General features: G+C 49.9%; 17 protein-coding genes. All 17 read right to left on the reverse strand.

Annotated elements, in window-relative coordinates; all coding sequences use genetic code 11:
- Positions 1 to 31: 31 nt before the first annotated feature.
- The gene (locus tag TX77_RS11000) at positions 32 to 505 is read right to left on the reverse strand and encodes a hypothetical protein (protein ID WP_225070081.1); all 474 of its coding nucleotides are present in this window, start codon (positions 503 to 505) and stop codon (positions 32 to 34) included.
- A 159-nt stretch (positions 506 to 664) separates the two neighbouring features.
- Positions 665 to 3,868 (reverse strand): carbamoyl-phosphate synthase large subunit, encoded by a 3,204-nt coding sequence (gene carB / locus TX77_RS11005; protein ID WP_044505137.1) that lies wholly within the window; start codon positions 3,866 to 3,868, stop codon positions 665 to 667.
- 1 nt (position 3,869) lies between these two features.
- A complete protein-coding gene (locus TX77_RS11010) occupies positions 3,870 to 4,931 on the reverse strand; it encodes a carbamoyl phosphate synthase small subunit (RefSeq protein ID WP_044505138.1) in 1,062 nt (353 codons plus the stop codon).
- On the reverse strand, positions 4,931 to 6,220 hold the full coding sequence (locus TX77_RS11015) for a dihydroorotase (RefSeq protein WP_044505139.1): 1,290 nt from the start codon (positions 6,218 to 6,220) through the stop codon (positions 4,931 to 4,933). The genes TX77_RS11010 and TX77_RS11015 overlap by 1 nt, the downstream gene beginning before the upstream one ends.
- A complete protein-coding gene (locus TX77_RS11020) occupies positions 6,204 to 7,148 on the reverse strand; it encodes an aspartate carbamoyltransferase catalytic subunit (protein ID WP_044505140.1) in 945 nt (314 codons plus the stop codon). Before TX77_RS11020 ends, TX77_RS11015 begins: the two co-directional genes overlap by 17 nt.
- 227 nt (positions 7,149 to 7,375) lie before the next feature.
- Positions 7,376 to 7,873 (reverse strand): copper amine oxidase N-terminal domain-containing protein, encoded by a 498-nt coding sequence (locus TX77_RS11025; protein WP_044505141.1) that lies wholly within the window; start codon positions 7,871 to 7,873, stop codon positions 7,376 to 7,378.
- Positions 7,874 to 7,994: 121 nt separating this feature from the next.
- Positions 7,995 to 9,065, reverse strand: a complete 1,071-nt coding sequence (mcrC, locus tag TX77_RS11030; protein WP_044505142.1) for a 5-methylcytosine-specific restriction endonuclease system specificity protein McrC — start codon at positions 9,063 to 9,065, stop codon at positions 7,995 to 7,997.
- Positions 9,062 to 9,970 carry an AAA family ATPase gene (locus TX77_RS14195; protein WP_230198133.1) on the reverse strand — a complete coding sequence of 303 codons (909 nt, stop codon included), beginning with the start codon at positions 9,968 to 9,970 and terminating at the stop codon, positions 9,062 to 9,064. Before TX77_RS14195 ends, mcrC begins: the two co-directional genes overlap by 4 nt.
- Before the next feature lie 23 nt (positions 9,971 to 9,993).
- Entirely contained in the window at positions 9,994 to 11,469 is a 1,476-nt protein-coding gene (locus TX77_RS14200; RefSeq protein WP_230198134.1) for an EVE domain-containing protein, read from the reverse strand.
- Between the two features lie 400 nt (positions 11,470 to 11,869).
- A complete protein-coding gene (locus TX77_RS11040; RefSeq protein ID WP_044505143.1) occupies positions 11,870 to 12,805 on the reverse strand; it encodes a type II secretion system F family protein in 936 nt (311 codons plus the stop codon).
- 24 nt (positions 12,806 to 12,829) lie between these two features.
- Complete coding sequence (pyrE, locus tag TX77_RS11045) at positions 12,830 to 13,417, reverse strand: orotate phosphoribosyltransferase (protein ID WP_044505144.1); 588 nt, start codon at positions 13,415 to 13,417, stop codon at positions 12,830 to 12,832.
- 6 nt (positions 13,418 to 13,423) lie between these two features.
- A complete protein-coding gene (gene pyrF / locus TX77_RS11050) occupies positions 13,424 to 14,137 on the reverse strand; it encodes an orotidine-5'-phosphate decarboxylase (protein ID WP_044505145.1) in 714 nt (237 codons plus the stop codon).
- An 80-nt stretch (positions 14,138 to 14,217) separates the two neighbouring features.
- Positions 14,218 to 15,147: an NAD-dependent epimerase/dehydratase family protein gene (locus TX77_RS11055; RefSeq protein ID WP_044505146.1), complete on the reverse strand. Its 930-nt coding sequence runs from the start codon at positions 15,145 to 15,147 to the stop codon at positions 14,218 to 14,220.
- A 57-nt stretch (positions 15,148 to 15,204) separates the two neighbouring features.
- A complete protein-coding gene (locus tag TX77_RS11060) occupies positions 15,205 to 15,960 on the reverse strand; it encodes an HD domain-containing protein (RefSeq protein WP_044505147.1) in 756 nt (251 codons plus the stop codon).
- A 27-nt stretch (positions 15,961 to 15,987) separates the two neighbouring features.
- Positions 15,988 to 16,476, reverse strand: coding sequence for an 8-oxo-dGTP diphosphatase (locus TX77_RS11065; RefSeq protein WP_044505148.1), 489 nt, complete (start codon positions 16,474 to 16,476; stop codon positions 15,988 to 15,990).
- Between the two features lie 5 nt (positions 16,477 to 16,481).
- Positions 16,482 to 16,916, reverse strand: coding sequence for a DUF3783 domain-containing protein (locus TX77_RS11070; protein ID WP_230198135.1), 435 nt, complete (start codon positions 16,914 to 16,916; stop codon positions 16,482 to 16,484).
- 101 nt (positions 16,917 to 17,017) lie between these two features.
- Positions 17,018 to 17,356, reverse strand: coding sequence for a 50S ribosomal protein L17 (gene rplQ / locus TX77_RS11075; RefSeq protein WP_044505149.1), 339 nt, complete (start codon positions 17,354 to 17,356; stop codon positions 17,018 to 17,020).
- Positions 17,357 to 17,366 lie beyond the last annotated feature (10 nt).

Raw genomic sequence — 17,366 nt, forward strand, 5'->3', positions numbered from 1 at the left:
GGTGCCGGGATGTGAACGGCCTTTTCCGTTACTACTCCCCCTTGTAGTAGCGCTCCATTCCCTGAGCATAGCCGTAGTCATCGTTTAAATACTGGCCCGTCTTCTGGCGGTAGCAGAGGTTGACCGTCACGAAGTCGGCAATGTCCTTATGCTTCAGCTGTTTCTTCCGCATGGGAATTTCCAGCCAGGTATTGGTGGAGTCATTGTAGATCCAGGCCTGTCCGCGGAAAATTTTATAGGTCAAGGGATAGGTTCCTTCGATGCGTCCCGAATCTTCCGGCGAACGGAAGAGGTTGACCTTGAAAATCCAGCCTTGTCCATTATCTTTGATCGTTTCAAGGGAGCTGAGGTCGACGTACATTTCATAGCCCATGCCGAAGTTGATGGGCCGGTAATTGCTGTTGGCCGCTAAGGGGCTGTTAAAAAAGGCTTGAGAGCCAAAAGCACTGCCGAAGGTCAAGGCGGCACCCAAGGCCGCTGTCAATAAGCTGTGTTTTACGTTCATGATTATCATCCTTTCTGTCATTATGTTTATTATAGCATAATTCATGCGGATAAAACCGTCTCCGGCAGCGCCTTATCCATATCAAAACTGCCGGCAAAAAAAGAAGTCTCCCATATTCATGAGAGACTTCTGTATCATCAGACGGTGTCTGTGAAAAGTTTATTCCATATCGTAATCCTGAAGGGCTGCGACGTGATGATAGCCGTCGTTCTTACCTTTATTGGCAAAGACGCGCAGGACTTCGCGAGCCGTGTCCAGAGAGGTCAGGCAGGGAACGGCTAATTCAACAGCCATGCGGCGGAGGTTGAAGCCGTCGCGTTCCGGATGTTTGCCATAGGTCAGGGTATTGAGGACCAAATCAATTTTGCCGTTGCGGATCATGGTCGCGATATTCTGACCGCCTTCATGGATCTTGCGAACGATATCGACGGGCATGCCGTGATCGTTGAAGTAGGATCCGGTACCTTCGGTGGCAATGATGTGATAGCCGAGTTCCTTAAAGCCTTCTGCCAGATGCAGGGCTTCAGCCTTATCGCGGTCGGCGACGGTAACCAAAATCGTGCCGCCGGCAGGAATCTTCATCTTGGCGCCGTTGACGGCCTTATACAAGGCTTCCGAGTAAGAATGACCGATACCCATGACTTCGCCTGTCGATTTCATTTCAGGTCCGAGGGCGATTTCAGCCAGGCCGATCTTGCTGAAGGAGAATACCGGAGCCTTGGCAGCAACGTGTTTCTTCGCCGGCATGAGGCCACTGTGGATGCCCATATCCTTCAAGGTTTCACCAAGGGCGATGCGGGTTGCGATTTCAACGATTGGGAAGTGCGTTACCTTGCTGAGGAAGGGGACGGTACGGCTCGAACGGGGATTGACTTCGATGATGTACAATTTGCCCCGCGATACGACGAACTGAATGTTGACCGAGCCTTTAACCTGGAGTTCCAGAGAAATGCGGGTCGTATAGTCGACGATCTGGGCGATCATATCGTCGTCGAGGTGCTGCGGCGGGTAGACGGCAATGGAGTCACCGGAGTGGACGCCGGCTCGTTCTACCTGTTCCATGATGCCCGGAATGTAGACGTCAGTTCCGTCGGCGACGGCGTCGACTTCGACTTCACGGCCTACCATGTATTCGTCGATGAGGATCGGATGGTCCGGCGAAGCGATGACGGCTTCGCGGAGATAGCGTTCTAATTCCTTTTCATTATAGACGATTTCCATAGCCCGGCCGCCGAGGACGTAAGACGGGCGGACGATGAGGGGGAATTCCAATTCCGAAGCGACCTTCATGGCTTCTTTATCGCTGGTCGCAATGCGGCCGTCCGGACGAGGAATATTGAGTTTAGCCAGGACTTCATCAAAGCGTTCCCGGTCTTCTGCCCGGTCCATGCCGTCGACAGAGGTGCCGAGGACGGTGACGCCGCGCTTAGCCAAGGGCGCTGCCAAGTTGATGGCCGTCTGGCCGCCGAACTGGCAGATGACGCCGACGGGCTTTTCTTTTTCGACGACAGCCATGACGTCTTCGACCATGAGGGGTTCAAAGTACAGGCTGTCCGACGTATCGAAGTCGGTGCTGACCGTTTCCGGGTTATTGTTGATGATAATGCTGTTCATGCCGGCCTTGCGCAGAGCCCAGGCAGAATGGACGGAGCAGTAGTCAAATTCAATGCCCTGGCCGATGCGGATCGGGCCGGAGCCGAGGACGATGACGCTCTTCTTGCCGAGGGGCTTGACTTCATCTTCCGTCGCATAGCAGGAATAGTAGTACGGCGTAGCCGCTTCAAATTCAGCGGCGCAGGTGTCGACCATCTTAAACGTCGGTGTAATGCCGTGGTCGACGCGGAACTGACGGACTTCTTCTTCCGTCTTCTTCGTAAATCCGGCGATGACGGCATCGGGCATGCTGTAGCGTTTGGCCAAACGAACGTTGTCGATGGTCAAGTTATTGCGCTGGAGGTCGAATTCCACATCGATGATGTTTTTAATCTTGTGGAGGAACCACAGGTCGTAACCGGTGATGTAGTGGATCTTTTCTTCACTGATACCGAGGCGCAGGGCCTGAGCGACGACAAAGAGCCGTTCATCATCCTGCTTCTGCAGGAGTTCGACGATATCGATGAGGGACTTGCTTTCCAGCTTCTTCATGGAAATGTAGTTGACCCCGATTTCCAAGGAGCGGACGGCTTTGAGCAGGGCCCCTTCAAAGCAGCGGTCAAGGGACATGACTTCACCGGTTGCCTTCATCTGGGTGCCTAAGGATTTATCGGCCAAGGCGAATTTTTCAAAGGGCCAGCGCGGGAACTTGACGACGCAGTAGTCGAGAGTCGGTTCGAAGCAGGCCGTCGTCTTACCCGTAACGGCGTTAGTAATCTGATCCAGGGTTAGACCCGTTGCGACTTTAGCGGCAACTTTGGCGATGGGATAGCCCGTCGCTTTCGAAGCCAGGGCCGACGAACGGCTGACACGGGGATTGACTTCGATGACGTAGTACTGATTGCTGTTCGGGTCGAGGGCATACTGGACGTTGCAGCCGCCTTCGATTTTCAAGCGGCGGATGATATCAAGGGATGCCGTGCGCAGCATCTGATACTGCAAATCGTTCAAGGTCTGGCTCGGAGCGACGACGATAGAGTCGCCCGTATGGATGCCGACGGGGTCGACATTTTCCATGTTGCAGACGATGATGCAGTTATCGGCCTTATCGCGCATGACTTCGTATTCGATTTCTTTCCAACCGGCAACGGAGCGTTCGACGAGGATCTGATTGATCGGGCTGAGTTTGATGCCGCGGGTGGCAATCATGAACAGTTCGTCTTCGTCGTGGGCGATGCCGCCGCCGGTACCGCCGAGGGTAAAGGCCGGACGGACAATGATCGGATAGCCGATTTTATCGGCAAATTCAATGGCCGACGGAACGTCTTCGAAGATATCACTTTCCGGAACGGGCTGGTTGATATCGTTCATGGCCTTTTTAAATAATTCACGGTCTTCCGCTTCTTCGATAGCGGACAGGCGCGTACCGAGAAGCTGGACGTTATATTTTTCAAGGACGCCGGCATTGGCCAACTGAACGGCCATATTGAGGCCGACCTGACCGCCGAGGGTAGCCAAGAGGCCGTCGGGCCGTTCTTTTTCAATGACTTCCGTAACGTAGTCGAGGGAAATCGGTTCGACATAGACGCGGTCGGCAATGTCTTCGTCAGTCATGATCGTCGCCGGGTTGCTGTTGATGAGGACGACTTCCAACCCTTCTTCTTTCAAGGCACGGCAGGCCTGGGTACCGGCATAGTCAAATTCGGCGGCCTGCCCGATGATAATAGGGCCGGAACCGATAACGAGTACTTTCTTCAATCCTTCTACCATGTTATTTTTCCTCCATCATCTTGACGAATTGGGTAAACAGATACAGATTGTCCGTCGGTCCCGGCGAGGCTTCCGGATGGTACTGGACGCACATGATATTACGGGACGGAACTTCAAAACCTTCAAGAGTATTGTCATGGAGGTTGCGGTGAGTGATGACGACTTCATCCTTCGGAAGGGAGTCTTCATCGATGATGTAGCCGTGATTCTGAGACGTGATATAGACCCGGCCCGTGCGGATATCCTTGACCGGATGGTTGGAACCGCGATGACCGAAAGTCAATTTGCGGCTCTTGCCGCCGAGGGCCAAACCGATGAGCTGCAGTCCCAGGCAGATGCCGAAAATCGGTTTCTTGCCCATGAGCTGTTTAACCGTATCGATGATATCGGGAATATCCTTCGGGTCGCCAGGGCCGTTGCTGAGGAAGATGCCGTCAGGATTGACAGCCAATACGTCTTCAGCCTTGGTCGTGGCCGGGAAGATAGTCAGGCGGCAGTCGTTGTTGACCAGTTCGCGCAGGATATTGCCCTTGGCGCCGTAATCCATAACGGCTACGTGATAGCGGCCGTCGCCCATGTGCTTGATGTCCCGCGTTGAAACTTTTTTTACGAACTGCGTTTCAAGGGGCGTATCAAAGAGTTCTTTAATGGCGCTTTCTTCCATCGTTTCCGGTACGATGACACCCTTCATGACCCCCTGGCTGCGGATAGCCCGGGTAATGGCACGCGTATCAACGCCGTAGAGGCAGGGGATGTGGTGTGTCATAATAAAGGTAGACAGCTGGCCTTCATTCTGCCAGTTGCTCGGTTCTTCACAAAGTTCACTGACGATGAAGCCGGCAGCATAAGGACGATCGGCCTGTTCGATTTCGTGGAACAAGCCGTAATTGCCGATAATCGGATAGGTTAGCGTAATGATCTGACCGGCATAGGACGGGTCCGTAAAGGTTTCCTGATACCCTGTCATGCCGGTATTGAAGACGACTTCGCCGACAGCCGGTTCATCCATCAGCATATTGCCGTAAAATTTCTGTCCGTTCTCTAATATGAGGACACCTTTCATTATAAAACCTCCCCGTTTTTCATCACAAATTTACCATTGACGATGGCAGCTGCCGCCTTCCCTTTGAAGATCATTTCATCAAAAGGAGTCGACTTTCCCTTGGAATAGAATTTCGAGGAATCGACTGTCCATTCTTTATCGAGATCAAGGATCGTTAAATCGGCATCTTTACCCGGTGCAATGACGCCGGCATCGAGGCCGAGTATTTTGGCCTGGGCCGTCGACATGACATTGACCAGGCTCATGAGATCGATGATGCCCGTATGATACAAATGCGTCAGCATGGCGCCGACACTCGTTTCAAGGCCGACAAAGCCGCTGGGCGCCAAATTGAATTCTTGGTCTTTTTCTTCCCATTCATGAGGAGCATGGTCGGTAACGACAGCATCGATAGTGCCGTCTACCAATCCTTCGACGCAGGCATCGCGGTGGATGTCCGAGCGAATGGGAGGATTCATTTTGTAGCGTGTTTCAAAGGTCCGCAGGGCTTCATCGGTAAAGATGAGGTGCTGCGGCGTGACTTCAGCCGTTACCTTAACGCCCCGCTTTTTAGCCTGGCGAACGAGGTCGACGGCGTTCTTGGTACTGATGTGGGCGATGTGGACCGGCGTCCCCGTCGCTTCAGCCAGGAAGATATCGCGGGCAACGGCGATGTCTTCGGCAACGGCCGGACGGCCCTTCATGCCCAGTTCGTTCGATACGACGCCTTCGTGCATATTGCCGCCTTCGATGAGGTTGTCATCTTCGCAGTGGTCGATGATGATCTTATGGAACATGCTGGCATATTCCATGGCTTTACGCATGAAGTCGGAATTTTCTACGTAATGACCGTCATCGGAAAAGGCGACGACTCCTTCTTTGGCCATAGAGCCCATAGCTGAGAGTTCCTGGCCCTGTTGGCCTTTGGAAATAGCGCCGATGATTTCTACCTTAACCTTAGCTTCATGTTCAATCTTATACTTCAAGCCGTCGACGACAATAGCCGAGTCGATGACAGGTTTCGTGTTAGGCATAGTGGCAACGCGGGTAATGCCGCCGGCAGCCGCTGCCTTAGTCCCTGTTTCGATCGTTTCCTTGCCCGACTGGCCCGGTTGACGGAGATGGACGTGCATATCGATGAAGCCCGGTGCTACGACGAGGCCCGAAGCATCGAAAACTTCTTCAGCGCTGTCCGCGGCTAAATTAGCTCCAACTTCTTTAATTTTTCCATTTTCAATGAGGATATCACAAATTTCGTCCTGCTGCATGGCCGGATTGATCACTCTGCCGCCTTTAACGAGTAATGTCAACGTCATCGCCTCCCATAATTGTCAGATATAATACGGCCATACGGACGGATACGCCGTTCATGACCTGTTCCTGAATCGAAGAATGTTCGCTGTAGCAAACGTCGGAATCAATTTCGATGCCCCGGTTCATCGGGCCCGGATGAAGGACGAGAACGTCGTCTTTCGCCCATTTGAGGCGGTCTTTCTTGATACCAAACAGCGAGTTATATTCACCGGCGCTGGGGAAGAATCCGATACCCTGGCGTTCCTTCTGGATACGCAGGACGTTGATGACGTCCGCATCCTTGAGGGCTTCCTTCAAGTCGTAATGAACGGTGACGCCCATGGCTTCCAATTCCGGCTGGAGCAGCGTCCGCGGACCGACGAGGTGTACGTCTGCCCCCATCGTCTTGAGGCCGTAAATGTTGGACCGTGCTACACGGCCGTGGTCGATGTCGCCGACGATGACGACCTTCAACCCTTCGATGCGGCCTTTTACTTCCTGAATGGTGAACATGTCGAGGAGTCCCTGCGTCGGATGTTCGTGAGCACCGTCACCGGCGTTGATGATGATCGGATCGACGCAGCGCTGAGCAAAGCTCGGCGAGCCTTCCTGCTTCTGACGCATGACGATGGCATCGACCCCCATGGCTGTCACCGTTAAGAGGGTGTCGCGGAAGCTTTCCCCTTTTTGAATGGAACTTCCCCGGGGCGTAAAATTGATGACGTCGGCTCCGAGATACTTGGCAGCCATTTCAAAAGAACCGCGGGTACGGGTACTCGGTTCCCAAAACATGTTGACCACCGACTTGCCTTTGAGCAAGGACAATTTCTTATTGTCACTCTTGACGACGGCCTTCATTTTCTTTGCAACCCGCAAGATCAATTCAATTTCTTCCCTCGGCACTCCCTGGAGTCCCAACAGGCTCTTGCCCTGTATATTAACCATCGAATCCTCCTTGAAAAAAAAGACCTCTGCCGCAAGGCAAAGGTCATATTCTAAGCATGGCAAAATATGTCCCTTTGTAGCCTCTCCGGACTATATTAAAGGTACAAGCTAGAAGTATAAGAATCACACAGCCTCACAGGACTGTCGTATATTCTCTATCTATTTTATCGGCCATGGCCTATAAAGTCAAGAATTTTTTCAGGGTCTTCCGTGGAACCGAATGTTTTTTAAACCTGGTCGGCCGGCGTAATCGTTACGTCCTGCGGAGAAATAGACACATTATTATAAAGGGCTTCAAAAAGCTGTGCCGGTACGTACATCGTGCCGTTGACATTGACCGGTCCCGTGCCATACTGGAAGATGCGGTTCAAATTAATCTTCTTAATCGTCCCGATGCGTTCGTACCAGTCTTCTCCGGGCTTGATGATGATATAGGCAATGTTCATTTCGACGCGGACACTCTGGTCAGTCGGATCCCAATTTACCGTATAACCTAACTGTTCGGCAACCTTACGCAGCGGAATCATGACCACATCGCCTTTTTGCAGGACGGCTCCGTCGGCGGGATCCATGACCTTTCCGGCAACGGTAAGCTTACACTGTTGGATTGCCGTCAATCCCGGTGCCGATACATAAGGGCCCATGACCGGACCTTCATTAAAAGCAAAAGCCGGACTCACTGCCAAGGCCGCCATAAACAGGGCCGCCATCATACACTTTTTCATAAGGGATTCCCCCTCCCATCTAAAAATAAGCGATAGATAATGACATATGCTTATATATTTCGACAAAGAAATATATTTTCCTGCTTTCGGACTGATCCAGTCCCATAAATTGCAAAGGAATTTACCATATCCCGAAATGGTCGCTTACAATACGGTCCAGCTGTTCTGCAATCTTCGGAAATTCCTGATTCAAGTCCAGTGTTTTTACAGAAATCTGATTCCCACTCATATGATAGACATTGTCCGGCACAATATCTTCCTCGGTCTTTGCATAAAGCAGCATTCCGGAAACTTGATGTCCCGTTCCGGCAACTGCTGCGTCTTTGTTCTTCACATACGTAAAAATCTGGTACAGATTCCCAGAATGAAGGGTCTCTACATCAAAACGTGACTGCCATATCCGCTCGTAATATTTGGCATCGATAATGAGGGTCTGACCTCCGTACGTCAACGTAATATCTGTCTGCATGATCGGAAGCCGGGCATCAAAGCCGTCGTCGAGCTGCCAAGGTATCTGCGACGCCCGGGCCGAGAACCCTTTTATCCGCTGTCCAAATTCCTGTGCATAATATTCGAGAATGAATTTTTCATACAACCGGCTCATCCGCTGCCCATCCAAAAATCCCATCAGACGGTACTCGCCCGGTTCTGTTGTCAGAAGTGAACCTTCTGTCAGAAGTTGGGAAATGGCAAGCAGCATCTGATATGTGCGGTTGTTGCGCTGAAAGCGAATATCCGAAAAGCGGACCTGTTTTAGATCAATCTCGGCTACATTCGAAAAAAACAGCATTTCCTTCTTGAGTTCTGCCTTGTACTTGTCCTGTACATCCTTCTGTTTCAACAGCAGGATGACCGTCGATTTTAGAATCTGATTGAGCCGATTGTCCTCGGAAAGTTCTCCATAGTCACAGGTAACAACCAGGCGGTGCTGCAAGCGGTTTCTCATCGTCCCGGGCATATTAATTTTCCCACGAACGACGTGCCGATTTTCCACGCGATGGGTATACTCTCGATAAAGGCCTTGCTTGAGCTGCCGTCCGATTCCTTTAGCCAGAATCGCCGCAAAGAGGTTATGGATATTATCAAAAGGCTCTTTCTCGATAGTCTCGTAGGTAGATTGTTTTAGTATGGTGAAGGCGTAGGACAACATATAATAGATGTTTTTTATGAATATGCTTCTATCCTTTGTCATTGAAACACTCCATGGAGGATATTATCCCAGTGCTGTATCTTGCTGTCCTCGTCAAACCAGTATTCCGAAATCATAGGCAGAATGTCATAATCTACAACAGCCTGCATCCAGTTATCGGTACAAGTATCTTTCGTCTTGCCGCAAAAATAGCTGTGTCCGATACAGAATCCTTTTCCGAGGGATTTATCTCGCCGGATCGATTCATTGAGTTCGATGACCTTGGAAATGAGTTCATCAAAGGTTTCGTTATCCATCGCAGCTTTATAGTCGCTGAACCCCTTGGACTCAAAACCCGGTTCGAGTTCAAAGAAGCTGAACCGCCGCCGCAAGGCATAATCAATCATGGCTAGGCTTCGGTCAGCCGTATTCATCATGCCGATGATATAAAGGTTCTCCGGAACGGAAAAAGGCATGCCATTGTAGGCCAAGGTCGCCGTCTTACCACGGTAGTCTTTTTCAATCAGCATCAACAGCTCCCCAAAAATTTGACTCAGATTGCCGCGGTTGATCTCATCAATGATAAAGAAGAATTTTTTATCCCGTTGATTGGCAGCCTTCTGACAGAACCGGTAAAATACACCGGTTTTCAACGTAAAACCGCCCGATTCATTCGGCTTGTACCCCATCATGAAATCTTCATAGGAATAACTCTGATGGAACTGAATGAATTCAATTTGACTTTCGTTCTTTTCCCCCATCAGAGAATACGCCAACCTCTTGGCACAGAATGTCTTTCCGACGCCGGGCGCCCCCTGCAGGATGACATTTTTCTTATTAAGCAGCACTTCTGTCAGACGATCATAGTCCTCCTCGGTCAAATAGACTTCCGACAGAAAATCATCCTTTGTATACCGAGTCGGTGCCACGTCCGGATGCAGCGGGTTCTCATCGCGAATCATATCCATGATGAATTCATACTCATCCTTGGTTAACCTAAAAAGTTGCCATTCGGATTCCGGAAAAATTCCATCTCCTTTAATTCCGGACTGGCCTTGAGTATCTGGTAGTCGATAGGAGATGACAAGCCTTCGGTCTTTTCAAAAAATATCTTCTTTCCATCATTTTCTGCTTTAACCCGGACAAGGGCAACAATCTGCTTTACCGGATTCGCTTCGTATCCGATGACGAGATCACCGGCCTTGGCATCGATAAAATTCTGGAATATTCTTCGCTTATGGCCGTTTTCGTTATATAGTGTATAGGCCTCCACTTCGCCGACTGAGAGGTCAGAAAAACTCCAGATTTTTGGATTGGCCTTCATCCACCAGTAGGAAGGTTCAGCCATTTCATCATCAGACGCTGCGAAGAGATCGACGCCGCTCAAATCAATGTGATCAAGTGCCTTAGAAAGGGGTTCCCGAAGTTTCCATATAAAACCGCCTCCATCCTTCTTGGATGCGTATTTTCCGACATACAGAACAGGCCACCATTTGGAGTCTCTGGAATTGCGATCCGGCGGCAGGGGACAACCGATCTTTTCCGCGACTCGCCTTGCCAAGGCAGATGAATTCGTATTATAGAAATTCTTTGATTCTCCGTATTTACTAGAAAGCTCGGTGCAGGTAGCTTCTCCGCCAGAATCTTTGAGCCGTTTCATAATTTGGAGGCAACTTTCGTTAAAGACCTCCTTATCCTGCAAGAGCATCACCCATTCCTCTTCCGTCAATCCCGGATCATACTCCGAGGCTTTCGGCCACCACCCATCATGTTCATTCCTATCGTCTTTGGAATAGTCCCGACTGATATAGAAGCCGACATCGAAGGTCAGTGTTTTCAACTCCGGATCCGGATAGCAGTCATCGGTAAGATGATTTCGAAAGAGCTCCACCAGCTCCGTATCTTGCTTCAGTTCCGCACAGATTTCATCATAGAGTTTGTAAAAATGTTGAAGGTTATCCCTATAGGCTCCCTTCTTAAACCGATAATCACCGTTTAAGACATCAGCTACTTTTTTTACCTCGCTGAGCTTATAAATATAGTATGTATCCGGATACCGCAGCCAAAGATAGGTTGTTATAGCGTTTTCATTTTGATAGTGCTGTTTAGCTCCGTTGCCGTATGTATCGAGAAGAACAGAAGACTGTTTCTTAAAGGCAGCAATGCGATCATAGACTTCTTTACTCTCATCAAAGAGGTCCCTATACATGGAGCGAACTTTCTCGGGAGCATTCTTGGCAAATCCGGTAATCATACCTTTGGGAAAGTTATTCCTAGAAGTAAGCAGATTATCGGTCTTGGCCAGGGATTTTTCCAGCATGGCGGCAAAATCAGCCGCCTCTGCATCCCAGTTGTCTTGAAAACATTTAACCGCTTCCCATTTGTATTTTTCCCTTTCCCAGCGCTTAGGCAAGAAATCTTTCTTGTATCGAACCAGAACGTCCGCTAACTTAGATTTATCGAACATCAATCGTACCTCCTCAGACCTTGCAAAGTATTATATATTTTCCAAGTAACATACGGTAATCAAAAGTTCATCTCCACGCGCACTTGTAAAAGATGATCTTCTCCGGTTTCGATTCGACAGAACCGAACGCCTCCTTGGCCGCCACGATTGCTGCCGGATTCATAAAATCGCCTTATGCTCTCTATCTTTATTATATTCGTTCGCTAAGGTCCCATATCCTGTCTCCCTTGTAAATATTTATGACAACAGCTCTCTAGCTTCTAACTACACTTTTCTAAAAAATATCCCCTTACGTTAATCCTTAAATCTAACGTAAGGGGATGGCACATTATTATGATATTTACGGATGGCTCATACCTAATGCAAGGAGAACTCATCAAGACGATGCATCCTCACTCATTTAAAAGCTAAAGAAACCTGTTTCATCAGCCATAGGCACGATGGGGAATCCGTGGGGTACAGGCTGGACGATCATGAATACTAAGGCTGTCAAGACGGCGACTCCCAGGGTGAGGTACGAGAAGCTGCCCTTACCGGAATGTTCATATAGACCGAACAGGCGAATGCCGACAGCCGTACCGATGGTGGCAAATAAGGCACCGATTGAAAAATAACGGTACATGGCGTAAGAAGCCACCAGGGCAATCAACATGGCCCCATTGATGACGATGGGGAAGCATTTAGACAGGACCGATTCAGGATTGCGGCGCATAGCCGTAATCCAATCCGTCCCATCGATGCCGCTGAGGCCGGTAAGCAAAGCCGACAGGTAGAGCCATTTGTCCCACCAAGCCGTACCCTTACGCCGATCGCCCATGCGCCACATGATGGCAGCATACAGCAAAATGGCAACGCCGCCGACGATATAGTAATAATTTTCCGGAATGAACTGAACTGCAGCCGCGCCTATCGTCACTAAGATACCGGCAGGAATGACCATCTGGACGATCTGCCACTTCGAAGGCCGTGACTTGGGATTCATTTCCCGGTAAATCTTGGCAAAGATTTCCAGCAGGAACACGAGGATAAAGAAGGCGATACCGACAAAGGGATTCAGTGCTGCCACGCCGACGGTAATCAAGATGGGAATGGCCAGCCGCACGCCGGGGAAAAAGGCAAAGCTTTTGATCCGCATGACGTGAAGCTGCGAATAGACGGTAAAATACGTAAAGACATTAAACATCAACATAGCCGAGATAGCTTCGACCGGTTTGGCTCCCATATACAAAAACAGGAGGAGGACACACATGCTCATATTCATTCCCGTAAACCGGGCAAATATGGTCCCCATCAAACCGGCCACAAAAAACGGGGCGATGGCCGATAACATTTCCATGGATAAAACAACTCCTGACCCAGATTATTTTAAATGATGGCTTCCCCGTTCTGTCATGGGGATACTCTGTTTGCACAGAGGGCATTCTTCCGGCTTGTACGTCGGCACCGTCAAGTGAAGCAGGGCCTGTACCTTGTCTTTCGGCACGCCGAATTCAGCCTTGCCGCCGCTGCGGTCGACGAGGAGGCCGACACCGACGATGACGCCGCCGGCTTTTTTAACGACATCGACGACTTCCTGAACCGATCCGCCGGTGGTTACGATATCTTCGACGATAAGGACCCGTTCACCCGGTTCGATATGGAACCCGCGGCGCAAAGTCATGACGCCCTTTTCCCGTTCCGTAAAGATAGCCCGCGTTCCGAGAGCTTTGCCGACTTCATGAGCCAAGAGGATGCCGCCGGTCATGGGTCCCATAACGGTCTGTACATTCTGATCCTTAAAGCGTTCAGCCAGTTCCTTACAAAGCTTTTCCGTATATTCCGGATGCTGAAGGACATTAAACTTTTCGACATACAGCGGGCTGTGAAGTCCCGATGTCAAGAGAAAATGACCTTCCAATACGGCCTTGGTTTCGACTAATAACTGTCTTACTTCTTCTTCTGTCAACATAATAAGTTATACCCCCTGAATTTCTGCTAAAATCTTTGCGGCTGCCTCTTTCGGATCGTCCGCTTTGGTAATCGGCCTGCCGATAACTAAATGGGAAGCTCCGTCGCGCAGTGCCTGAGACGGTGTCGTGAAGCGCTTTTGGTCATTGGCAACGGCAAAAGTCGGCCGAATACCCGGCGTGACGATGAGGAAGTCCGGCCCGTTCATCGAACGGATTTCCTTGGCTTCATACGGCGACGATACGGTACCATCGATACCGGCTTCTTTGGCAATTTTCGCTAAATTCTTTACCGAATCAGCAATGCAGTCTCGACCGCCGATCTCTTTCCAAGCGTCTTCATCGATGCTGGTCAATACCGTAACTGCCAGCAAACGCGGCCGTTCGATGCCTAATTTTTCCGCTTCATCATGGACGGCTTCGGCTGCCGCTTCCATCATGGCCCGGCCGCCGGTCCCGTGAAGGGTCATGAAATCTGCGCCAAGGCGAGTCAAAGCGCGAATGCTCTGCCCGACAGTATTGGGAATGTCGTGTACTTTCAAATCGAGGAAAACGTGTTTTCCCTGATCCTTTAAGTACCGCACCGCATCGGGTCCGGCGCTGTAAAACAGTTCCATGCCGACTTTATAAAAAGAAACACGGTCGCCCAGTGTTTCTACGAGCTTCTTCAGGTCTTCCAGTGAATGGACATCCAAAGCCACAATGATTCTATCATCTGCCATGAGCTCTCCTCCTGTATACTTATATAGGCATATCTAATTAATTGTGTCATGTTTTACCATACCTGTCAAGGCGATGCCCCTCACTTAGCAGCGGCACGGCAGTACCACTCGTAGGTGCGGCGAATCCCTTCGGCAAGATCCGTCGGAGGCACAAAGGAAAGGAGCGATTCCAAAGCCTTATTACTTAAGACCGACCGCAGGATATCGCCGGTACGGGCTTCCTTATAGTCAACAGAAACGGCATGACCCACGGCTTTTTCAAAGCTTTCGATCAGTTCGTTGATGCTGGTTTCAGTTCCGGTCGAGACGTTTATCGTATGATAGCCCGTAAGAGGCAGGGACCGGATAATAGCTTGGGCAATATCACCGGCATAGACGAAATCCCGCGTCTGATTGCCGTCACCATAGACGGTAATCCCTTGATTTTCCGATAAGAGTTTACAGAAAATGCTGACGACACCGCCTTCGCCTTTTTCCCCCTGCCGTTCACCATAGACATTGGCAAAGCGAAACACCGTAGCGTCCAACCCATACAGCTCATGATATACTCTCAAGTAGTGTTCCGTCGTCATCTTGGTAACACCGTAAGGCGACGTCGGCACCAAGCGCTCTCCTTCATCCAGAGGAATATTTAAATTATCCCCATAAACGGCAGCACTCGATGAAAAAAGAATGTGTGGGACCTTGTATTTTCGGCATCCTTCCAAGACCTGAAGGACGCCTTCTAAATTAATCCGGCAATCGACAATCGGCTGCGATACAGAGAACGGAACCATCGTCTGGGCCGCCAAATGGATGACAGCCGCAAAGGAATGATTTCTGAATACGGTATCCAGCCCTTCCTGATCGCAGACATCCCCTTCAATCAGCTCCATCCCGGCCGGTACATGTTCGCGGGACCCGCCGGATAAATTGTCGAAAACGACGACCTTTATATCCGGCCGCCCCTGTAAAGCTTCCAAGATATGCGATCCAATAAACCCGGCACCGCCAGTAATCAAAATTTCCACGTTGATAGGCCCTCCATTACGTATTGATAGGATCCGACATCGAGATGCCGGAAAAATTCAGTCGCCTTGGATGAGGAAGCGTATTTCATTCAATTTCGCCTCACTGTCCGGATTTTGTGAATGAAAACGGAGAAGCTCTGCGAAATACCCCTGCTCCCTGGCCAGTTTCCGGCTCTCATCATAGACGAGGTCAAAATAAAAACAAAGGGTACCGACATAAAAATCCATAAAAGTCTTTTTCACCTGGGTCGGAACGAGTTTTTTCTGCCGGGCTTCTTTCATGACTGCCTCTGAAATAGGCTGGTTTTCAACGTCGCTGTCATCGACACGCCACACATTCTGACCTTTACGCAGGCCATCGGCACAGACTTTAAAGATATCAAGCTTGTCGGCATCGCGGATGAGCTGACAAAACAGTCGCTGCCGCGGAGATAAGTCATCGGCCAGTCGATACACATTATGCTGAGAAATAGCGGCTTCCATGACAGCATCTTGACTGTCATCCTGCCAAAAATCACGGATATGACCATCCTGAAATAGATACCGTGCCCCATATTTCGCATGATCCATAGACTGATAATCGATGAACGTATGGTACTCCCGCAGTTGTTCAAACCGCCCGATATCATGAAGGACACCGATAATCCAAGCTAAATCCACGTCATCCTGCGAAAGGTGTAAGGCCCTTGCCAGTCTTTCACACCAAGCGCTGACCCGCAAAGAATGGGCGAATTTCAGCGAAATTCCCTCATCGACAGCGTCAAAATTTGCCACATAGCTTTTAAATTGTGAAATCACGAAATCACGATTCATTCCGGTCTGCCGCCTTTCAGCCAAAAACTAATCTTCGAGCCGCTGCGGATAAAAGGGCTGAAGTTCCATATCCTGAACGGTTTCTCCATCGGGAGCAAAGGTAATGATGCCCTTCACACAGTCTTCTTTTAGTACCATGGGAACCCAGGTCCGGTCGCCCTTCCACATCTCGTCGTACGGAAAGTCATGAGGTGCAAACCAGCGGGGCTCCATTTCTTCGCTTTCACAGACTGCCCCCTGCCAGTGGCGCAGGATGTAGACGTAGCCGATATGATCCAGTTCAGGTGCAGCACTAAAATGGAAGTCCAGGAAGCCGACCAATTCAAAATCTCCTTCATCGGCCATTAAACCCGTTTCTTCCCGAAGTTCTCTTACAGCGCACTGCAAAAAAGTTTCTCCGCCTTCTATTTTACCGCCGAAACCGTTCCACTTACGGACGCCAAAGCCGCGTTTCTTTCGGCCTAACAAAACTTTCCCGTCCGATCGAACGGGAAAGCAAAGTGTCGTTGGACGCATAGTCCTTACCTCTTTTTATGGAAATATTCGTGCTCTTTCGAAAGCTCCTGCAAAATCGTTTCAATGGTCCAAGAAATGTTATTGGGTGTCAGCATGGCTTTTAAAGGTACGTTTTTCAAACGGCCTCGGCGAATGCTGTCCAAGAGGAGATTGACGACTTTATTGTCGAAACCACAGAGAATGAGGGCTTCTTTCGTAACCGGCGGCAGGTTTTCATCTTCATTCATCTTTTCATGAACTCTCGCTTCTTCCGTGTCCTGTCGCATAGCCGAGATTTCGGCGATTTCTTCATCGGTCAGCCCCAGCACTTTGCCGACGGTTTCTCCCTTTTCTTCATCCGTTACGGCCTTGATTTTCGATTTCGTAAGCAAGGCCAACAGTTTAACTTGTTCCAGTCTTTCCGGGGTGAAATTTACGGCTAACATCATACGATACGGCATAGTATCACTCCTTTTCCAGAAAATGGCGCCCTTTCCGGAACCTCCGGATGAGCATATACAAAAAGGAGCTGTCTCAGGACAGCTCCTTCTCATTCATACGTTTATACTAACTCGATGATTACCATCGGAGCAGCATCGCCCTGACGAACGCCAGTCTTAATGATGCGAGTATAACCGCCCTGACGGTCGGTGTATTTCGGTGCAATTTCGTCAAACAGTTTTTTGACAACATCTTCATCCATCACGTATGCCAAAACCTGACGGCGAGCGTGGAGATCACCGCGTTTTGCGAGGGTAAGCATCTTATCAGCGACTTTGCGAAGTTCTTTTGCCTTTGCTTCCGTCGTTTCAATGCGTTCATGCTGGAATAAAGAGGTGACAATGCTGCGCAGCAATGCTTTACGTGCGGAGCTGTCTCGTCCCAACTTTCTATAAGCCATTGTTCATCCT

The organism is Megasphaera massiliensis (genome assembly GCF_000455225.1).
Taxonomy (GTDB): Bacteria; Bacillota; Negativicutes; order Veillonellales; family Megasphaeraceae; genus Megasphaera; species Megasphaera massiliensis.